General features: G+C 71.4%; 14 protein-coding genes and 1 pseudogene. 6 read left to right on the forward strand and 9 right to left on the reverse strand.

Going from position 1 to position 16,612, the window contains the following annotated elements:
• Positions 1-111: 111 nt before the first annotated feature.
• Together ACTYVM_RS12970 and ACTYVM_RS12975 are read right to left on the reverse strand one after the other, a co-directional pair.
• Positions 112-2,076, reverse strand: a complete 1,965-nt coding sequence (locus tag ACTYVM_RS12970) for an oxidoreductase (protein ID WP_445526091.1) — start codon at positions 2,074-2,076, stop codon at positions 112-114.
• A gap of 20 nt (positions 2,077-2,096) precedes the next feature.
• Positions 2,097-2,675 carry a TetR/AcrR family transcriptional regulator gene (locus ACTYVM_RS12975; protein WP_445526092.1) on the reverse strand — a complete coding sequence of 193 codons (579 nt, stop codon included), beginning with the start codon at positions 2,673-2,675 and terminating at the stop codon, positions 2,097-2,099.
• Between the two features lie 540 nt (positions 2,676-3,215).
• Here ACTYVM_RS12975 and ACTYVM_RS12980 point away from each other — a divergent pair.
• Positions 3,216-4,253, forward strand: coding sequence for an amidohydrolase family protein (locus ACTYVM_RS12980; RefSeq protein WP_445526093.1), 1,038 nt, complete (start codon positions 3,216-3,218; stop codon positions 4,251-4,253).
• Here the strand turns inward: ACTYVM_RS12980 and ACTYVM_RS12985 are convergent.
• Together ACTYVM_RS12985 and ACTYVM_RS12990 are read right to left on the reverse strand one after the other, a co-directional pair.
• Positions 4,234-4,644: pseudogene (locus ACTYVM_RS12985) on the reverse strand (Dps family protein); the annotation flags it as partial. The gene ACTYVM_RS12980 and the pseudogene ACTYVM_RS12985 overlap by 20 nt on opposite strands.
• A 43-nt stretch (positions 4,645-4,687) precedes the next feature.
• A complete protein-coding gene (locus tag ACTYVM_RS12990; RefSeq protein ID WP_445526146.1) occupies positions 4,688-5,842 on the reverse strand; it encodes an FAD-dependent monooxygenase in 1,155 nt (384 codons plus the stop codon).
• Between the two features lie 390 nt (positions 5,843-6,232).
• On the opposite strand from ACTYVM_RS12990, the gene ACTYVM_RS12995 reads away from it, so the two are divergent.
• Positions 6,233-7,144 carry a HipA family kinase gene (locus ACTYVM_RS12995; RefSeq protein WP_445526147.1) on the forward strand — a complete coding sequence of 304 codons (912 nt, stop codon included), beginning with the start codon at positions 6,233-6,235 and terminating at the stop codon, positions 7,142-7,144.
• Positions 7,145-7,205: 61 nt separating this feature from the next.
• On the opposite strand, the gene aceB is transcribed toward ACTYVM_RS12995, so the two are convergent.
• Both aceB and ACTYVM_RS13005 read right to left on the reverse strand, forming a co-directional pair.
• Entirely contained in the window at positions 7,206-8,831 is a 1,626-nt protein-coding gene (gene aceB, locus ACTYVM_RS13000; RefSeq protein ID WP_445526094.1) for a malate synthase A, read from the reverse strand.
• Between the two features lie 223 nt (positions 8,832-9,054).
• On the reverse strand, positions 9,055-9,654 hold the full coding sequence (locus ACTYVM_RS13005; protein WP_445526095.1) for a nucleotidyltransferase family protein: 600 nt from the start codon (positions 9,652-9,654) through the stop codon (positions 9,055-9,057).
• A 191-nt stretch (positions 9,655-9,845) separates the two neighbouring features.
• On the opposite strand from ACTYVM_RS13005, the gene ACTYVM_RS13010 reads away from it, so the two are divergent.
• On the forward strand, positions 9,846-10,160 hold the full coding sequence (locus ACTYVM_RS13010) for a DUF5955 family protein (protein ID WP_445526096.1): 315 nt from the start codon (positions 9,846-9,848) through the stop codon (positions 10,158-10,160).
• Between the two features lie 94 nt (positions 10,161-10,254).
• Here ACTYVM_RS13010 and ACTYVM_RS13015 read toward each other — a convergent pair whose 3' ends face one another.
• A complete protein-coding gene (locus tag ACTYVM_RS13015; protein WP_445526097.1) occupies positions 10,255-10,893 on the reverse strand; it encodes a response regulator in 639 nt (212 codons plus the stop codon).
• Complete coding sequence (locus tag ACTYVM_RS13020) at positions 10,890-12,077, reverse strand: sensor histidine kinase (protein ID WP_445526098.1); 1,188 nt, start codon at positions 12,075-12,077, stop codon at positions 10,890-10,892. Before ACTYVM_RS13020 ends, ACTYVM_RS13015 begins: the two co-directional genes overlap by 4 nt.
• A gap of 135 nt (positions 12,078-12,212) precedes the next feature.
• Here ACTYVM_RS13020 and ACTYVM_RS13025 point away from each other — a divergent pair, with 135 nt between their 5' ends.
• Both ACTYVM_RS13025 and ACTYVM_RS13030 read left to right on the forward strand, forming a co-directional pair.
• Positions 12,213-13,247, forward strand: coding sequence for an ABC transporter permease (locus ACTYVM_RS13025; RefSeq protein ID WP_445526099.1), 1,035 nt, complete (start codon positions 12,213-12,215; stop codon positions 13,245-13,247).
• Positions 13,244-13,963 (forward strand): ABC transporter ATP-binding protein, encoded by a 720-nt coding sequence (locus ACTYVM_RS13030; protein WP_445526100.1) that lies wholly within the window; start codon positions 13,244-13,246, stop codon positions 13,961-13,963. The genes ACTYVM_RS13025 and ACTYVM_RS13030 overlap by 4 nt, the downstream gene beginning before the upstream one ends.
• Before the next feature lie 108 nt (positions 13,964-14,071).
• On the opposite strand, the gene ACTYVM_RS13035 is transcribed toward ACTYVM_RS13030, so the two are convergent.
• Positions 14,072-14,875, reverse strand: a complete 804-nt coding sequence (locus ACTYVM_RS13035) for an IclR family transcriptional regulator (protein WP_445526101.1) — start codon at positions 14,873-14,875, stop codon at positions 14,072-14,074.
• A 235-nt stretch (positions 14,876-15,110) separates the two neighbouring features.
• Here ACTYVM_RS13035 and ACTYVM_RS13040 point away from each other — a divergent pair, with 235 nt between their 5' ends.
• A complete protein-coding gene (locus ACTYVM_RS13040; protein ID WP_445526102.1) occupies positions 15,111-16,595 on the forward strand; it encodes an NCS1 family nucleobase:cation symporter-1 in 1,485 nt (494 codons plus the stop codon).
• Positions 16,596-16,612: the final 17 nt, after the last annotated feature.

The raw sequence follows: 16,612 nt of genomic DNA on the forward strand, positions 1-16,612 counted from the left end.
CCCAGGCCCGCCCGCTCCCGCGCCCTGTACGGCGGGGGCGGGCGGGCCTTTTCGCGTGCCGGATCGCTTCGCCCTGGGGTGCGCGATCCGGTCAGGTGGTGAAGCGGCGCGTCACAGCTCGGCCGCCACCGTCAGGCCCTCCAGTACCGCTTCCTCCACGGTCCGAGGGCTGACGCAGTCCCCGACGGCGAAGACGCGGTCGGCCGGGAGACCGGTGGCGACAGGTTCGAGGTCGACGACCGGCTCGTGGCCCTGCGCGAGCACCACGGCCGCGACGCCGTCGACCAGCACCGGCTCCTCGGTCAGCGTGTGCTGGAGGTAGACGGTGTCACTGTCCGCGCCGTGGATGCGTGCATTGGGCACGATGTCTATCCGTGCCCGTGCCGCCTGCGCCAGCATGGCGGCGCGCACGTACTGCTGCAGGTGCTCACCCGCCGCGAAGCCCGTCACGCACAGCGTCACTTTCCGTCCCCGGGCCGCGAGGTGCAGTGCGACGCCCAGGCCGATCCAGTCGCCACGCCAGTCCGCCACCACGATCCGCCCCCGTGGCACCTCACTGCCCCGGATCACCGCCCAGGCGTCCAGCACCACCGGGTCGTCCATCAGCTCCAGTTCGGGGCGCCGCGGCCGCGCCCCGGTCGCGAGGATCACCGCATCGGGTGCCGCGGCGGTCACGGTTTGTGCGTCGACCCGGGAGCCGACGACGACGCGGACTCCCGCACGCCGTGCCTCGCCCTCGAGATTGGTGATCGCTCCACCGAACTCGGCTCGCCCGGGGAGCAGTTGCGCCAGGAGCACTTGACCGCCCACCCGTCGGTCCGCCTCGTGCAGCTCCACCTCGTGGCCGCGGGCCGCGGCCACCGCCGCGGCCTTCAGACCGGCCGGCCCACCACCCACGACCAGTACCTTCTTGCGTCGTGTGAGCGGCGGCAGCGTGCCGAAGCGGCGTTCGCGCCCGGTTTCCGGGTGCTGGATGCACGAGATCGGATGTCCCTGCTGGAAGTGGCCGATGCACGCCTGGTTGCAGCCGATGCACGCCCGTATTTCCTCGGTGCGGTCCTGCTCCGCCTTGACCGGCAGCTCCGGGTCGCAGATCAGCGCCCTGGTCATCGCGCACGCGTCGGCCTGTCCGCCCGCGATGATCTGCTCGGCCTCCTGCGGCTGGTTGATCCGGCCGGCCACCATCACCGGGACACCGACGACGGCGCGCACCTGGGCCGCGAGCGGCGCGGTGTAGCCGGCGGGGCGGAACATGGGCGGGGCGATGTGCTCGGCTCCGGACAGGCTGGCCGAGCTGCCCGCGCATACGGAGACGTAGTCGAGCAGTCCCTCGGCGTCGAGCTCGGCGACGGTCTCAAGCACCAGCCCGGTGTGCAGTCCGTCGTGGCTGAACTCGTCGCCGGAGATGCGCAGACCCACCACGAAGTCGGGTCCGGCCTGCCGTCGTACGCTGCGCAGCGCCTCGCGCAGGAACCGCAGCCGTCCCTGTCCGTCGCCGCCCCAACCGTCGGTGCGGACGTTGACCTTGGGATTGAGGAACTGCGCGGGCAGGTAGCCGTGGCTGGCCACGACCTCGGCGCCGTCGAGCCCGGCCTCGTGCAGCCGGCGGGCCGCCTGGCCGTAACCGTCCAGGACCTCGTGGATCTCGGCGTCGGTCATGGCACGCGGCATGACGTGAAAGCGCTCGTTCGGCGTGGCCGACGGCGCCCAGGCGACCGGCGCGCTGCCGTCCCTGGACTCCAGGATCTCCCGGCCGGGATGGAAGAGCTGGCCGAAGACCTTCGCTCCGTGCCGGTGCACCGCCCGTGCGAGGCGGGCATAGGCCGGGACGCAGTCGTCGTCCGTGGCCATCAGTACGTGCGTGGTGTAGCGGGCCGACTCGTGCACCCCGGAGACCTGGAGCACGATCAGGCCCGTGCCGCCTGCCGCCCGGGCCTCGTGGTAGGCGACCAGATCCTCGGTGACCGAGCCGTCCCGGACCAGTACGGTGTCGTGCCCGGAGGACAGGATCCGGTTGCGCACCGTCACCCGACCGATCTGGAGCGGGCTGAACAGATGCGGGAACAGCACTCCCATGGAACGTCCCTTCCTGAAGCTCAGTCGCGGACGCCGAGGACGGCGCGCGCGGTGCCGAGCATCAGCTCGGCGTAGCTCTCGGCGGTGACCCCGGACCCGGCCGCCACCGCCATCTCGCAGCCGTCGACCAGCACGATCAGCGACCCGATCGCGAGGTCCACCGGCAGGACGGGAGTGAACTCCTTGCTGCGCAGGCCCTCGTGGACGATCTCGGAGAGCATCGTCCGCCACTCGGCGTGTACTCGGCGTACTCCGTCGCGCAGTTCCTCCCGCCGGGAGGCGCTGGCGCAGAACTCGATCCAGGTGGCGCAGCGTCTGGCGAGATGCGGATCGGAGGTGAGCGCCTGGACCAGCAGCTCGAAGCGCCGCCACGCCCCCGTCTCCTCCACGGCGGCCGTCCGCCAGCGCCGGATCAGGTCGTCGATGGACCAGGCGAAGGCTTCGCGGAACAGGGCGTCGCGGGTTTCGAAGTAGTGCTGCAGGGAGCCGATGGACAGGCCGGCCGTGGTGGCGACGTCACGCAACCGGCCCGCGTCGAAGCCCCGTTCGGCCAGCACTTCGGCTGCCGCCCGCAGGATGCGTTCCCGTTGCTCGTCCATGCCGCTCCCCGACCCCTCGGTTACGGCAGTAATAAAGCATTATTGTGACCGTTGGCACAATCCCCTGCTCCCGGGAAACCGGACGTCGTGGCGGTGCTCAGGCGGCCGATGTGGGTGGTGACGCGGTGGCCGACGGGGGCCACGAGGGCGTGGTCGAAACCGAGTTCGCGTATCTACGGGCGGAAGGCGTGCCTGCCGTAGACCTCGTCGGCGGCCCCTCAGCGGGACGGCAGCGCGGCCGTGCGGCCATGCGGACACGAGCCGGCAGGCGGGCGGCGGCCCATGTGCCCGCCACCAGCCCCATGAACACCCCGACGCTCAGATCGTGATTGCGGTGGCCGTACCCATGCCCGCAGCCAGCCCCCTGGGTCGCTGACCAGCACCGCGCCGCTGCCGATTGCAGCTGCCGTGGCTGACTGGCGGCTGTGAGAGCAGCGTGTGAAGGTGGGCAACGGGCCGTCTTCCGCATCCCGCCATACCCCAGGGGACCGCCCGGAGAGGCTTCCGCCGCGATGCCGCCACAGCGGCATCCCCCCGCCTGTGGCAGCCGGACTCTTCGCGACGGCCCATGCTCATCCCCCTGCGGAGGATCTCATGCGAGACAAGATCGCCATCGAAGAACACTTCGCCACGGACGATCCCGACACCGTCTGCCAGTCCGAGGAATACTTCGCCACGGACAAGTGGCCCGAGGCCCGGCAAGAACTGCTGGACCTCAATGACATACGGCTGAAGAAGATGGATGCCAGCGGCATCGAGCGCAGCATCATCTCGCTGAACGCACCGGTCGTCCAGAGCTTCTACGACCGTGACCAGGCAGTGGACTGGGCTCGTCGCACCAACGACCTGTTGGCCGAGCAGATCTCCAAACACCCCGACCGGTTCTCCGGCTTCGCCGCGGTCCCCATGCAGGACCCGGACGCCGCCTGTGCCGAACTGGAACGCTGCGTCAACGACCTCGGCTTCCTCGGCCCGCTGATCAACGGCTTCTCCCAGGTCGGGGACAAGGACTCGGTCCACTACCTCGACGAGAAGCAGTACTGGCCGTTCTGGGAGACCGCCCAGCGGCTGGACGTACCGGTCTACCTCCACCCCCGCGACCCGGCCGAGGGACAGCGGCAGATCTACGAGGGCCACCCCTGGCTCCTCGGCGCCTGCTGGGCCTTCTCCCACGAGACCGGCACCCACGCACTGCGCCTGATGGGCAGTGGCCTGTTCGACGCCTACCCGCGAGTCCAGGTCATCCTCGGTCACCTCGGCGAACTGTTGCCGTACAACATCTGGCGCACCGATCACTGGCTCCGGAAGCTGCCCCGCGGCCTCTCGGTACAGCACACGTTCGCGCACTACCTGCACGAGAACTTTTACGTCACCACCAGCGGCAACTTCCGCACCCCCACACTGGTCGACGCCATCGTGGAAATGGGCGTGGACCGGATCATCTTCGCCACGGACTACCCCATGGAAGACATGGAGGAAGCGGGCCATTGGTTCGACCAGGTCGAATTCGGCGAAGCCGACCTGAGGAAGATCCGCCGCGGAAACGCCATCCGGCTGTTCAAACTCGACAACGCGTAGCGAGACAAGCGGACCCCCGCAAGGCTGTTGCAAGGCTGGTTGATCTTGCCTTTCCAGCGGCCGTGGCAGGCGGCGGCCCGGTGTTGGTGTCGGCGTCTCCACCAGGACCAGCGCTGGTGCGGTTCGGCTGCGCAGAGCCGGGCTTTGCCCCTTTCGGGGAGCCCCTTTGAGGACCATGTGCCCTGAAAGGATCGACCACGGCGCTCACGCTCTGCTCGCCCTCCGGGAACGGCGGCAGCGTGGTGGTCGCCACGACGGTGTCGGAACGCCCGTCGGGAACGGACTGCAGAGCCCGGATGCGCTCGGCGATGGTATCGGCCGCCTCCCGGGCGTCGTCGACGATCTGGTCCAACTGCAGATGCAGATCCCGGAAGTTGTGGCCGACAACGTTCCAGTGGGCCTGCTGCTTCGGTCCCGCACACCCCGCTCCGTCCTCAGCGCAGGGTGCGGGCCTCGGCCTCGACGTCGTAGTCGTACATCCAGGGCATGCCGAAGACCGGGGCTTTGCCCATGGCCTTGAGCGCGACGTTGAGCCGGGAGCCCTGCTGGAACCGGGCCGCACGATCGCGCCGCAGCGTCTGGTAGCGGACCAGGACACCGGGCACGTCGGCGCTACTCACCCCCTCCAGCAGTGTGGCCAGCCCCATACCGTCCTCAATGGCCTGGTTGGCGCCCTGCCCCATGTTCGGCAGCATCGGATGGGCCGCGTCGCCGAGCAGCGCCAGCCGCCCGTTCGACCACTGACGCAGTGACTCCCGGTCGTAGATACCCCACCGGAAGGTCACGTCGACCTGCGAGACGACCTCGCGTGCCAGCGGATCCCAGCCGTCGCCGAAATCGGTGCGCAACTGCCGTGGGTCACCCGGCGCCGACCAGGACTCACGCATCCGCTCGTCGGCAGCGGTAAACGCCACGAAGTTGATCAGTTCACCCCTGCGCACGGGGTAGACCAGCAGGTTCTTGGTGCCGTCGCTCCAGTCCCGCACGGCGCCATCGGGCCAGTCCGGCACCCGCTCGGCGGGCATCACGCCACGGTATGCCGCAAAGCCGGAGAACACCGGGTCGTTGGGCTCCACGACGTACTGCTGCAGTACCGAGTGGATGCCGTCGGCGCCGACCACGATGTCGCCCTCGGCGCTCTCCCCGTTCTCGAACGTCACCACGGCACGGTCGTCGTCCTGCGTGAACGCCACACACCGGTGATCGAGGTGCAACGCGTCCCCCGGAAGACTGGAGACCAGCAGGTCCACCATGTCCGCGCGGTACATGCCGAACATGGTGTACTCGCCGCCTTCACCGAGCGACAACGACGACACCTCGGTGCCGTCCGCCTCGCAGATCTCGACCCCGGTGAAGGGCGCCCCGACCCGGGTGATCCTGTCGTGGAGGCCGATCCGCCCAAGTACCCGCAGACTGTTGGGCGCGAGCATGAAACCCGCCCCGACCTCACCGAACCGGTGAGCCTGTTCGTACACGTCCGCCTGGACACCCTTGGCCCGCAGTGCCACCGCCGCGGCCAGACCGCCGATACCACCACCGACGATCACCACCCGCACTCCGACCACCGGGAACCCCTTTCCCACCTTCACCAAGGCATTCGGAAAACCTGCGTGCACATCGTCAGTGACTGCGGTGCGGCAGCCCGCCATTGGGCCAACGGCAGCGTGTCAGGCAGAGGTGAGAGCGAGGGGCGGGAAGGGCATTGCGCGCCTATCGCGCAGTCCGTGGTGACTTCGGCACGGTGGCTCGGGCACTCCTCGCCGACTGTCACGCTCGGTTACTATGCTCAGTTCATGCCGGAGGCCGGAAGCAAGGGGCGTACCGCCATCGACGGACTGCTGGGGAGTAAAGGAGACGAGCGCGCCGGTTGAAACTCCCCAGATTGTCCCCCGGGTGATCGTGGACGTTTCCCCGGATGGCAGCACCTTGGAGGCGGTCGTGGAATATGAGGTGGACGAGTGACGGGACCTTTGAAGACGTTGAGAGAGGTCGCCGCAACCCGCTATGTCGAACCCCTGCGGACCGGCGGCTCGGTGCCCGCAGTCGTCGAGGCCGACGACCTGGGCACGTACGTGGTGAAGTTCACCGGTTCCGCGCAGGGCCGCAAGGCGCTGGTCGCCGAGGTGATCGTGGGGGAGCTGGCGCGCGCCCTCGGGCTGCGCTTCCCCGAGCTGGTCCTCGTGCACTTCGACCCCGCGCTCGCCGCGCACGAACCCCACCAGGAGGTGCGCGACCTGCTCGACGCGAGCCCGGGCGTGAACCTCGGCATGGACTTCCTGCCGGGCGCCGCCGACTTCACCCCTGAGGTCGCCGAGCACTTCCCGGTGGACCCCGTGGAGGCGGGCCGGATCGTCTGGCTGGACGCGCTGACCGTGAACGTGGACCGTACCGTGCACAGCTCGAACCTGATGGTCTGGCCGACCTTCGGCACCGCGCCGCCCCGACTGTGGCTCATCGATCACGGCGCGGCCCTGGTCTTCCACCACCGCTGGGACGCGTCCACACCGGGAAAGGCCTACGACTTCCGCCACCACGCCCTCGGCCGGTACGCACCGGACGTGCGGGCCGCCGACGCCGAACTGGCCCCCAGGGTGACCCGCGAGCTGCTGCGGTCCGTCCTCGACCAGGTGCCGGACGCCTGGCTCGCCGACGAGCCCGGCTTCGCCGGCCCGGACGAGGCCCGGCACGCCTACGTCGACTACCTCGCCGCCCGCGTCGAGGCCTCCGCGGACTGGCTGCCCACCGGCTTTCCCACCCGCGAGGAACTCGCGGCGGAGGAGTCCCGGCGGGCCGCGCGGACCCGGGCGGGCCGGCCGGACTGGCTCAAGCACGTCCCCGATCTGCACGGCAGACCGGCCGCGTCCCAGGACTGGTCCGTGCACCTGGGATGAGCCGGGGCACGACGGCGAGCGGCCCCGGAGCGTTCCGGGGCCGCTGCGCGCGGTGTGGTCGTCAGCCCCTGAGCTGCTGGTACGCCGGCAGGGTCAGGAAGTCGGCGTAGTCCTCGTCGAGGGAGACCTGGAGCAGCAGGTCGTGGGCCTGCTGCCAGTGACCGGCGGCGAAGGCCTCGTCGCCGATCTCCTTGCGGATGTTCTCCAGTTCCTCGGCGGCGATCTTGCGGGCCAGCTCCGGCGTGACCTTCTCGCCGTTCTCGAACTCCACGCCCGCGTTGATCCACTGCCAGATCTGCGAGCGGGAGATCTCCGCGGTGGCCGCGTCCTCCATCAGGTTGAAGATCGCGACCGCGCCCAGTCCACGCAGCCAGGCCTCGATGTAACGGATGCCGACCTGGACGGCGTTGACCAGGCCCGCGTACGTCGGCTTCGCGTCGAGCGAGTCGACCGCGATCAGGTCGGCCGCCTCCACGTGCACGTCCTCGCGCAGCCGGTCCTTCTGGTTCGGCCTGTCGCCGAGGACCTTGTCGAAGGACTCCCGGCAGATCGGCACCAGGTCGGGGTGGGCCACCCAGGAGCCGTCGAAGCCGTCGCCGGCCTCGCGGTCCTTGTCGGCGCGGACCTTCTCGAAGGCCACCTTGTTGACCTCGGCGTCCCGGCGGGACGGGATGAAGGCCGCCATGCCGCCGATCGCGTGCGCGCCGCGCCTGTGGCAGGTGCGCACGAGGAGTTCGGTGTAGGCGCGCATGAACGGGGCCGTCATCGTGACCGCGTTGCGGTCCGGCAGGACGAACCGGGGCCCGCCGTCACGGAAGTTCTTGACGATGGAGAACAGGTAGTCCCAGCGGCCCGCGTTCAGGCCGGAGGCGTGGTCGCGCAGTTCGTAGAGGATCTCCTCCATCTCGTACGCGGCCGTGATCGTCTCGATCAGGACGGTGGCGCGCACGGTGCCCTGCGGGACGCCGACGTAGTCCTGGGCGAAGACGAACACGTCGTTCCACAGTCGCGCCTCCAGGTGCGACTCCGTCTTCGGGAGGTAGAAGTACGGGCCCTTGCCGAGGTCGAGCAGGCGCTGGGCGTTGTGGAAGAAGTACAGGCCGAAGTCGACGAGGGCGCCGGGCACCTGCGTGCCGTCCGCGTCGACGAGGTGGCGCTCGTCCAGGTGCCAGCCGCGCGGGCGCATGACGACCGTGGCCAGTTCCTCGTTCGGGCGCAGCGCGTAGGACTTGCCGGAGCCGGGGTCCGTGAAGTCGATGTTCCGGGTGTAGGCGTCGATCAGGTTGAGCTGGCCGAGGACGACGTTCTCCCAGGTGGGGGCGGAGGCGTCCTCGAAGTCGGCGAGCCAGACCCGCGCGCCCGAGTTGAGCGCGTTGATGGTCATCTTGCGGTCGGTGGGACCGGTGATCTCGACCCGGCGGTCGTTCAGGGCGGCGGGGGCCGGGGCGACCTTCCAGGAGTCGTCCGCGCGGATCGCGGCCGTCTCCGGGAGGAAGTCGAGCGTGGAGGTGCGGGCGATCTCGGCGCGGCGCCGCGCCCGGTGGGCGAGGAGTTCGTCGCGGCGCGGCGTGAACCGCCGGTGCAGCTCGGCCACGAAGGCGAGCGCCGCGTCGGAGAGGACCTCGTCCTGCCGGGGCAGGGGCTCGGCGTCGACGATGGCCAGCGGGGACGGCGCTGGTGCGGACATGAGCTGTCACTTCCTTCGGGGGAGCTTCTTCAGCGAACCACGTGTTCGGTGCCACCATGCCGCGGCACCGGGTGCCAAGAGCGATCAATGCGGCATATCGCACCCGCGGGGCAGGCGGGAGCTTCTGAAATGTGGATAGTAGTTTCCTCATGGTGGAAGTTCAAGATGTGTTGACGTCGAGATTCTTCGGGTCGAGGGAAGGTGGCGCTCGGTGCCATCCCCCTCACTCAAGGTGGTCCAGATCGGCCTCGGTGTCGATGTCGTACGCCCGCGCCACGTCCCCGCACTCGACGAGGACGATCGCTCTCTCGTGCGCCCTCAGATAGGCGCGTGCCCCCCGGTCGCCGGTCGCACTCGCCGCGACGCCGTCCCAGTGGGCCGCCCCGAGCAGGACCGGATGGCCGCGCACCCCGTCGTACGCCGCCGAGACCAGCGAGCCCTCGTCCCGGTACGCGGCCCGCACCCGGGCCACCGCCTCGGCGCCCACGCCGGGCTGGTCCACGAGCAGGACCAGGGCCGCCCGGGCCCCCGTGCCGGACAGGGAGTCGAGTCCGGCGCGCAGCGAGGAGCCCATGCCCTGCTCCCAGCGCGGGTTGTCCACGAGCACACAGCCGGCCAGTGCCGCCCGCCGCCGCACCTCGGCCGACCGCGCGCCCAGGACCACGTGGACGCGCGCGCACCCGGCCGCCCGCAGGATCCCGACCGCGTGCTCCACCAGTGGCCGGCCCCGATGCGTGAGCAGCGCCTTGGGCCGTCCGCCGAGCCGCCGCCCGCCACCGGCCGCCAGCACCAGTCCCGCGATCTCGTCCTCTGCGCGTGTCATGGGTCCTGCATACCGGACCCCCCTGCGGTCGCGCCCCTGTGCGGGGGCTGAATTTCGGTCCCCGCTGTGGCGCACCCCGGTCCGCGTGGCGTTTACTGATCGGCGTCCCCCGGCGCCCTACCCGCTCGACAGGGATGTCCGACGGGACCACGGAGGGGACGGCGCACAACGGCGTGCGAGGGGGAGGGGCTGTGTTGCGGAGCTTGGACCGACGGCCGGTGACCGGCGGCAAAGAGGACCCCAGGGTGACGGAGCTGCGGACCGCCGTGGCTCGGCTGCGCCGCGAACTCGCCGCGCATCCGGCGGAGTTCTCCGACCGCGCCATCGCCGAGGACGAACTGGCCGCGCTTGCCGCGATGGCCGCCCACGGCACTCCCGAGATCCCGCGGCTGCGCCGCTCCCTGCTGCTGATCGCCGGAGCCATCGGCTCGGTCAGCGCCCTGGCGCGCGGACTGTCCCAGGTGCGTGCGGCGGTGGACCTGTTCGCGGAGCCGCCCCGCGGTTGACGGGCCCGTCAGCCATGGTCGGCGCCGGAGCCCGCGCCGCCCGGGCCCGTCCGAGCGTGTACCCGCGCCCGGGCCCGGGCCCGCTCGTGCCCCGTCACGGTCTCAGGCGCCGGATGAGGCCCTGCCCGGTCGCCGCCGCCACCGCCGCGGTACGCGACTCCACGCCCAACTTGGCGTAGATGTGCACCAGATGGGACTTCACCGTGGCCTGGCTCAGGAACAGGCGCTTGCTGATCTGAAGGTTGGACAGGCCGTCGCGGACCAGTTCCAGCACTTCCAGCTCGCGGCGGCTGAGGGCGGCCGCGGGCGTGCGCATGCGGTCCATCAGACGGTGGGCGACCGCGGGGGCGAGGGCCGAGCGGCCGGAGGCGGCGGTGCGCACCGCGGCGGCCAGCTCCTGCGGCGGCGCGTCCTTCAGGAGGTAGCCCGCCGCGCCGGCCTCCACCGCGGCGAGGATGTCCGCGTCGGTGTCGTACGTGGTCAGCACCAGGACGCGTGGGGCGCCGGGCCGGGCGGTGATCGCCGCCGTCGCCTCCGCGCCGTGCGCGCCCCCGGTGCCGAACTGCAGATCCATCAGCACCACGTCCACACCGCCCGCCGCGGCCAGCTCCACGGCGCGCTCCGCGGTCGGCGCCTCCCCGACGATCTCGAAGTCGGGCTCGGTGGACAGCACCGCCGTCAGGCCCGCACGGACCACGGGATGGTCGTCCGCCAGCAGCAGCCGGATCGTCATGCGCCGCCCTCGGAGTCCGGGTACGGCAGCGTGACCGCCACCGCGGCGCCCTGGCCGGGGGCCGACTCCACGGCGAACGTCCCGCCCAGCGCCTCGGCCCGCGAGCGCATCGCGGGCAGTCCGAAGCCGCCGTCCACCGCCCGGCCGTTCCGTGCGGCGGTGTGCTCGGCGCCGGGATCAAAACCGGAACCGTCGTCGACGACGTCCAACGCCACCACCGTGTCCATGAAGCTCAGGGTGATCTCAGCGCGGCGGGCGCGGGCGTGCCGCAGGGTGTTGCCGACCGCCGACTGGGCGATCCTGAGCAGCGCCACTTCGTACGGGGTGGGCAGCTCGGCCGGAGTGCCGCTCACCGTGAAACGGACCTCGGGCGGGGCGGCCACGCTCGAGCACAGCCGTTCCAGGGCTCCGGACAGCGAGCCGCGTTCCAGGTCCGGCGGGGTCAGCGCGTGCACGAAGCGGCGGGCCTCGGCGAGGTTGTCCTGCGCGGTCGCGCGGGCCTGCTCGATGTGCGCGGCGGCGGCCGGGGAGCCGTCGGGCAGCGCGCGCTGGGCGGCACGCAGCAGCAGCTGGATGCTGGACAGGCCCTGGGCGAGCGTGTCGTGGATCTCCCGGGCCAGCCGCTCCCGCTCGGCGAGCGTGCCGGCGGTGCGCTCGGCGTCGGCCAGTTCGGCGCGGGTGGCCACCAGCTCCTCGATCAGCGCACGGCGCCGCTCGCTCTCCCGGTACAGGGCCTCGTAGCCGAGGACCGTGGCGACGGCCACCCCCGCGCCGAGCAGCGGGCCGATGAAGGCGCCGGCGGTGAGCCGCTCCCCGTGTCCGAGGAAACCGGCGATGGCCGCGCCCGCGGTCGCCCCGACCGCGGGCAGGCTCCAGCGCACCGGCAGCAGGTGCAGCTGGAGGAAGTACAGCGGGAAGGCCGCCCACAGGGCTTCCGGGGAGAGCGCGAGCAGCACCAGCCAGGCCGCGCAGAGCGCTGCCAGCCACACCGCGGCCGCGCGCCGGGACCGGTGGGTGGCCGGGCTCAGCACCCCCCAGGCGAACACCGCGCCCGTGCCCAGCGCCGCCGACACGGTGGCCGGGCCGTGTGCGCGGGCTGCGGCGAGCACCAGGAGACCGGCGAACAGTGCGTACAGACACAGGCGCAGGGTGACGACGACGGGGGAGTGGGGGCGGACGTCCATGACGGATCCAGGGTAGGCGGACCGGGCGGGACACCGGTCAACCGAAAGTTCGAAAGGCAGGTGCGTCCTTGGATCCGCGACAGCCGTGCCCCGGCGCGATGCCCGGCGGGGGCGGCGCCGCGCAGGGTGGAGGACATGTTCGTCGCATGGAGAGACCTGCGGTTCGCCAAGGGGCGGTTCGCCCTGATGGGAGCCGTGGTCACACTGATCACCCTGCTCGTGGGGCTGCTGTCCGGGCTCACCGCCGGGCTCGCCCAGGAGAACGTCTCGGCGGTGGAGGGCCTGCCCGCCGACCATCTCGCCTTCGCCGCGCCGCCCGGCGGCCGGCCGGTGTCGTTCACCGGTTCCTCGCTGCCGCCGGAGGCCGTCCGGCGGTGGGCGGAGCGTGTCCCGTACGCGGAGCCGGTCGCGATCCGCACGCTCGACGCGACCGCCGGAAGCCGTACGGCGGCGGTGTCCGTGTTCGCGGTCCGTCCGGCGGCCGGCATCGCACCGGACGGCGTGGCACCCGGGCGGGCCGTGCTCTCCGCCAAGGCGGCGTCCGAGCTCGGCGTCGCCGCCGGGGACCGGGTCCGTCTCGGCCCCGCCACCTGGACCGTGGCGGCCGTCGCGGGTGGTGCCTCCTACAGCCACACGCCCGTGGTGTGGACGGCGTGGGACGGCGGCCGGGCGACCGTGATCGCGCTGCGCACACGGGGTGCCGACGTCCCGGCCGGGGACCGGGCCGCCGGCACGAAGTCCCTCGTCAAGGAGGACGCGCTGATCGCGATCGGCTCCTACCAGGCGGAGAACGGCTCGCTGCAACTGATGCGCGGCTTCCTGTTCGCCATCTCCGCGCTGGTCGTCGGGGCGTTCTTCACGGTGTGGACGATCCAGCGGTCCCCCGACATCGCCGTGCTGAAGGCGCTCGGGGCGTCCACCGGCCACCTGCTGCGCGACGCGCTGGGACAGGCCGCGGCGCTGCTCGCCGCCGGGACGCTGCTCGGCACCGGGCTCGCGGCCCTGACCGGTGCGCTGGTGCGGGGCGGCGCGGTGCCTTTCGTACTCGATCTGCCGACCGTCCTGCTGCCCGCCGCGGTGATGGCCGCCCTGGGCGTGCTGGGCGCCGGCCTCTCCGTCCGGCGGATCACCGCCGTCGACCCGCTGACCGCGCTGGGAGGCGTGCGATGAGTCTGCTCCTGGACGACCTCACCCTGACCTATCCCGACGGCGACGGCAGGCTCACCGCCCTGGACCGGGTGAGCCTGGAGGTGCCCGCGGGCACGGTCACGGCGGTGGCCGGGCCGTCCGGCTCGGGCAAGTCCAGCCTGCTCGCGGTCGCGGCCACGCTGATCACGCCGGACAGCGGACGCGTGTGTGTGGACGGTACGCCGACCGGGGAGCTGAGCGCCGCGGAGCGGGCGGTACTGCGCCGCCGCGGCATCGGGATCGTCTTCCAGCAGCCCAACCTGCTGCCGTCGCTGACGGCCGCGGAGCAACTGGAGGTGATGGCCCGTCTGGACGGCCGTCGGGCGGTGGCGGGCCGGGTCCGCGAACTCCTGGCCGCCGTGGGCCTCGCCGACCTGGCGCACCGGCGTCCGCATCAGCTCTCCGGCGGTCAGCGCCAGCGCGTCAACATCGCCCGTGCGCTGGTGAACGAGCCCTCCGTCCTCCTGGTCGACGAGCCCACCAGCGCCCTCGACCACGAACGCGGCGCCGCCGTCCTCGACCTGCTGACCGGCCTCACCCGCGCCCGAGGCACGGCGACCGTCCTCGTCACCCACGACCGCGCGCACCTGGGTGCGGTGGACGCGGTACGGGAGATGAGAGACGGACGGCTGACCCCTCCGACCGCCGACCTCCCCGGCGCCGCGGGACGTCGCCCGAGCGAGCGAGGAGAGGCCTGAACGCGGGGCCCCCGACGGAGCGGGAACCGGGCCGGCGGAGAAGCCGGCCGGCCGAGGTCGCGCGTGAGTCGATCAGCCGGGGGCAGGGGCCGGCCCTCCCGGCGGGAGTCAGGCCGCCGGGCCCGAACTGGCGAGGGCCTTGGAGAGTTCGATCGCCACCTGCTGGAGGACCGGGACGATCCGTTCCGTCGCCGTGTCCGTGACCCGGCCCGCCGGGCCGGAGATCGAGATCGCCGCGGCGGTGGGGCTGTCGGGGACGGTGACCGCGAGGCAGCGGACCCCGACCTCCTGCTCGTTGTCGTCGACCGCGTAGCCGAGCCGGCGCACCTCCTCCAGCGCCGCCAGGAACCCCTCCGGGGTGGTTATCGTCCTGTCCGTGGCGGCCGGCATACCGGTGCGGGCCAGCAGTGCGCGCACCTCGCTGTCGGACGTGTGCGCGAGCAGGGCCTTGCCGACACCCGTGGAGTGCGGCAGCACCCTGCGGCCCACCTCGGTGAACATCCGCATGGAGTGCTTGGACGGCACCTGCGCCACGTAGACGATCTCGTCGCCGTCCAGCAGCGCCATGTTCGCCGTCTCGCCCGTCTCCTCCACCAGCCGGGCCAGATACGGCCGGGCCCACGTGCCGAGCAGCCGCGAGGCGGACTCGCCGAGGCGGATGAGGCGGGGACCGAGCGAGTACCGCCGGTTCGGCTGCTGCCGCACATAGCCGCAGGCGACCAGGGTCCGCATCAGCCGGTGGATGGTGGGCAGCGGCAGCCCGCTCGCGGCGGAGAGCTCGCTCAGACCCACCTCGCCCCCGGCGTCCGCCATCCGCTCGAGCAGGTCGAAGGCACGCTCGAGGGACTGGACCCCACCAGTGGCAGTGGGGCCGGCGGAGGCGGAGGACTTGCGCTCGTCTGACGGCGGCACGTCGCGTTCCTTTCTGCGGGTGTGGCCGCATGCTACCGGCCCGGTCGGATACCCACCGAGGTCCGTCATGGGTCGTTCCTGGCGGTCAGCAAGGGTTTGTCCATATCCTTGTCTGCATTTCGGGCGAACCCTTGACGGTGCTCTCGGCGAAAACTACGTTCTGTCCACCGGAAGTTTACTTCCGTTCTGTGGAAAACACCGAACGTTCCCCACCTTCCCTCCCCGGGAGCCCCCTATGCCTCCTGCTGTGGATGACCGATCGTCCGTGGATGCCGGCAGCACTGCCAGTTCCGGCCTGTACACGTACGATCTCGCCCCCACGAAGAAAGAAGGGCGCCGTTGGGGCGCCTACAACGTCTTCACGCTCTGGGCCAATGATGTGCACAGCCTCGGAAACTACGCCTTCGCGATCGGTCTGTTCGCGCTCGGCCTGAACGTGTGGGGCATCCTGGCCGCCTTCGCACTCGCCTCCGTTCTGCTCTTCCTCCTGCTCACCCTGTCCGGGTTCATGGGACACAAAACGGGCGTCCCCTTCCCGGTCATGAGCCGCATCGCGTTCGGCATCAAGGGCGCGAAGATACCGGCCGGTGTCCGCGGCGCCGTCGCCATCGCCTGGTTCGGCATCCAGACCTACCTCGCCTCCTCCGTCCTGAGCGCGCTGCTGGTGGCCATGTTCCCCGGCCTCGGCCGCCTCCAGGCGCATTCCGTGCTCGGCCAGACCCTGCTCGGCTGGCTCACCTTCACCGCCCTGTGGCTCCTCCAGGTCCTCATCGTGAGCTACGGGATGCAGATGATCCGGCGCTACATGGCCTTCGCCGCGCCCACCACCCTGATCACCATGTCCGCCCTGGCCGCCTGGATGTTCTTCCGGGCGGGCGGCTCGATCTCCCTGTCCGACGGCCACCCGCTCGTGGGCGGCGCGATGTGGCTGCACGTCCTCCAGGCGGCCGCGCTGTGGGTGGTGATCTACGGGACCTTCGTCCTGAACTTCTGCGACTTCACCCGGTCGGCCAGGAGCCGCGCCTCGATCGTCCGCGGCAACGTGATCGGCATCCCGGTGAACATGCTCTTCTTCGCCGTCATCGTGGCGGTCCTCTGCGGAGCGCAGTTCAAGCTCGACGGGCAGATCATCACCAGCCCCACGGACATCGTCCGCACCATCCCGAACATGATCCTGCTGGCGGCGGCCTCGCTCGCCCTCATCGCCCTGACCGTCGCGGTCAACCTGCTGGCCAACTTCGTGGCGCCGATCTACGCGCTGGTCAACCTCTTCCCGCGTCGGCTGAACTTCCGCCGGGCCGGCCTGGTGAGCGCGATCGCCGGCCTGGTGATCACGCCGTGGAACCTCTACAACAACCCGATCGCGGTGGAGTACTTCCTCGGCGGGCTCGGCGCCCTGCTCGGGCCGCTCTTCGGCGTGATCATGGCCGACTACTGGCTGCTGCGCAGGGCCCGGGTCAACGTGCCGGACCTCTACACCGAGGACGCGCGGGGCGAGTACCACTACCGCCACGGCTACAACCCGCGGGCCGTCTGGGCCTTCGTGCCCTCCGCGGCCATCGCCGTCGTCCTCGCCCTGGTGCCCTTCTTCCACGCGGTGGCCGGCTTCTCCTGGTTTGTCGGTGCCATCCTCGCCGCCGCCCTCTACGCGGCCGTCGCCGACCGCGATGTCCTGATCCGGGACGTGGACGGCGAGGCCCTCGCGGTCGCCGCCGAATGAGCCGCGAACCAGCCGCG

The organism is Streptomyces cyslabdanicus (genome assembly GCF_052663305.1).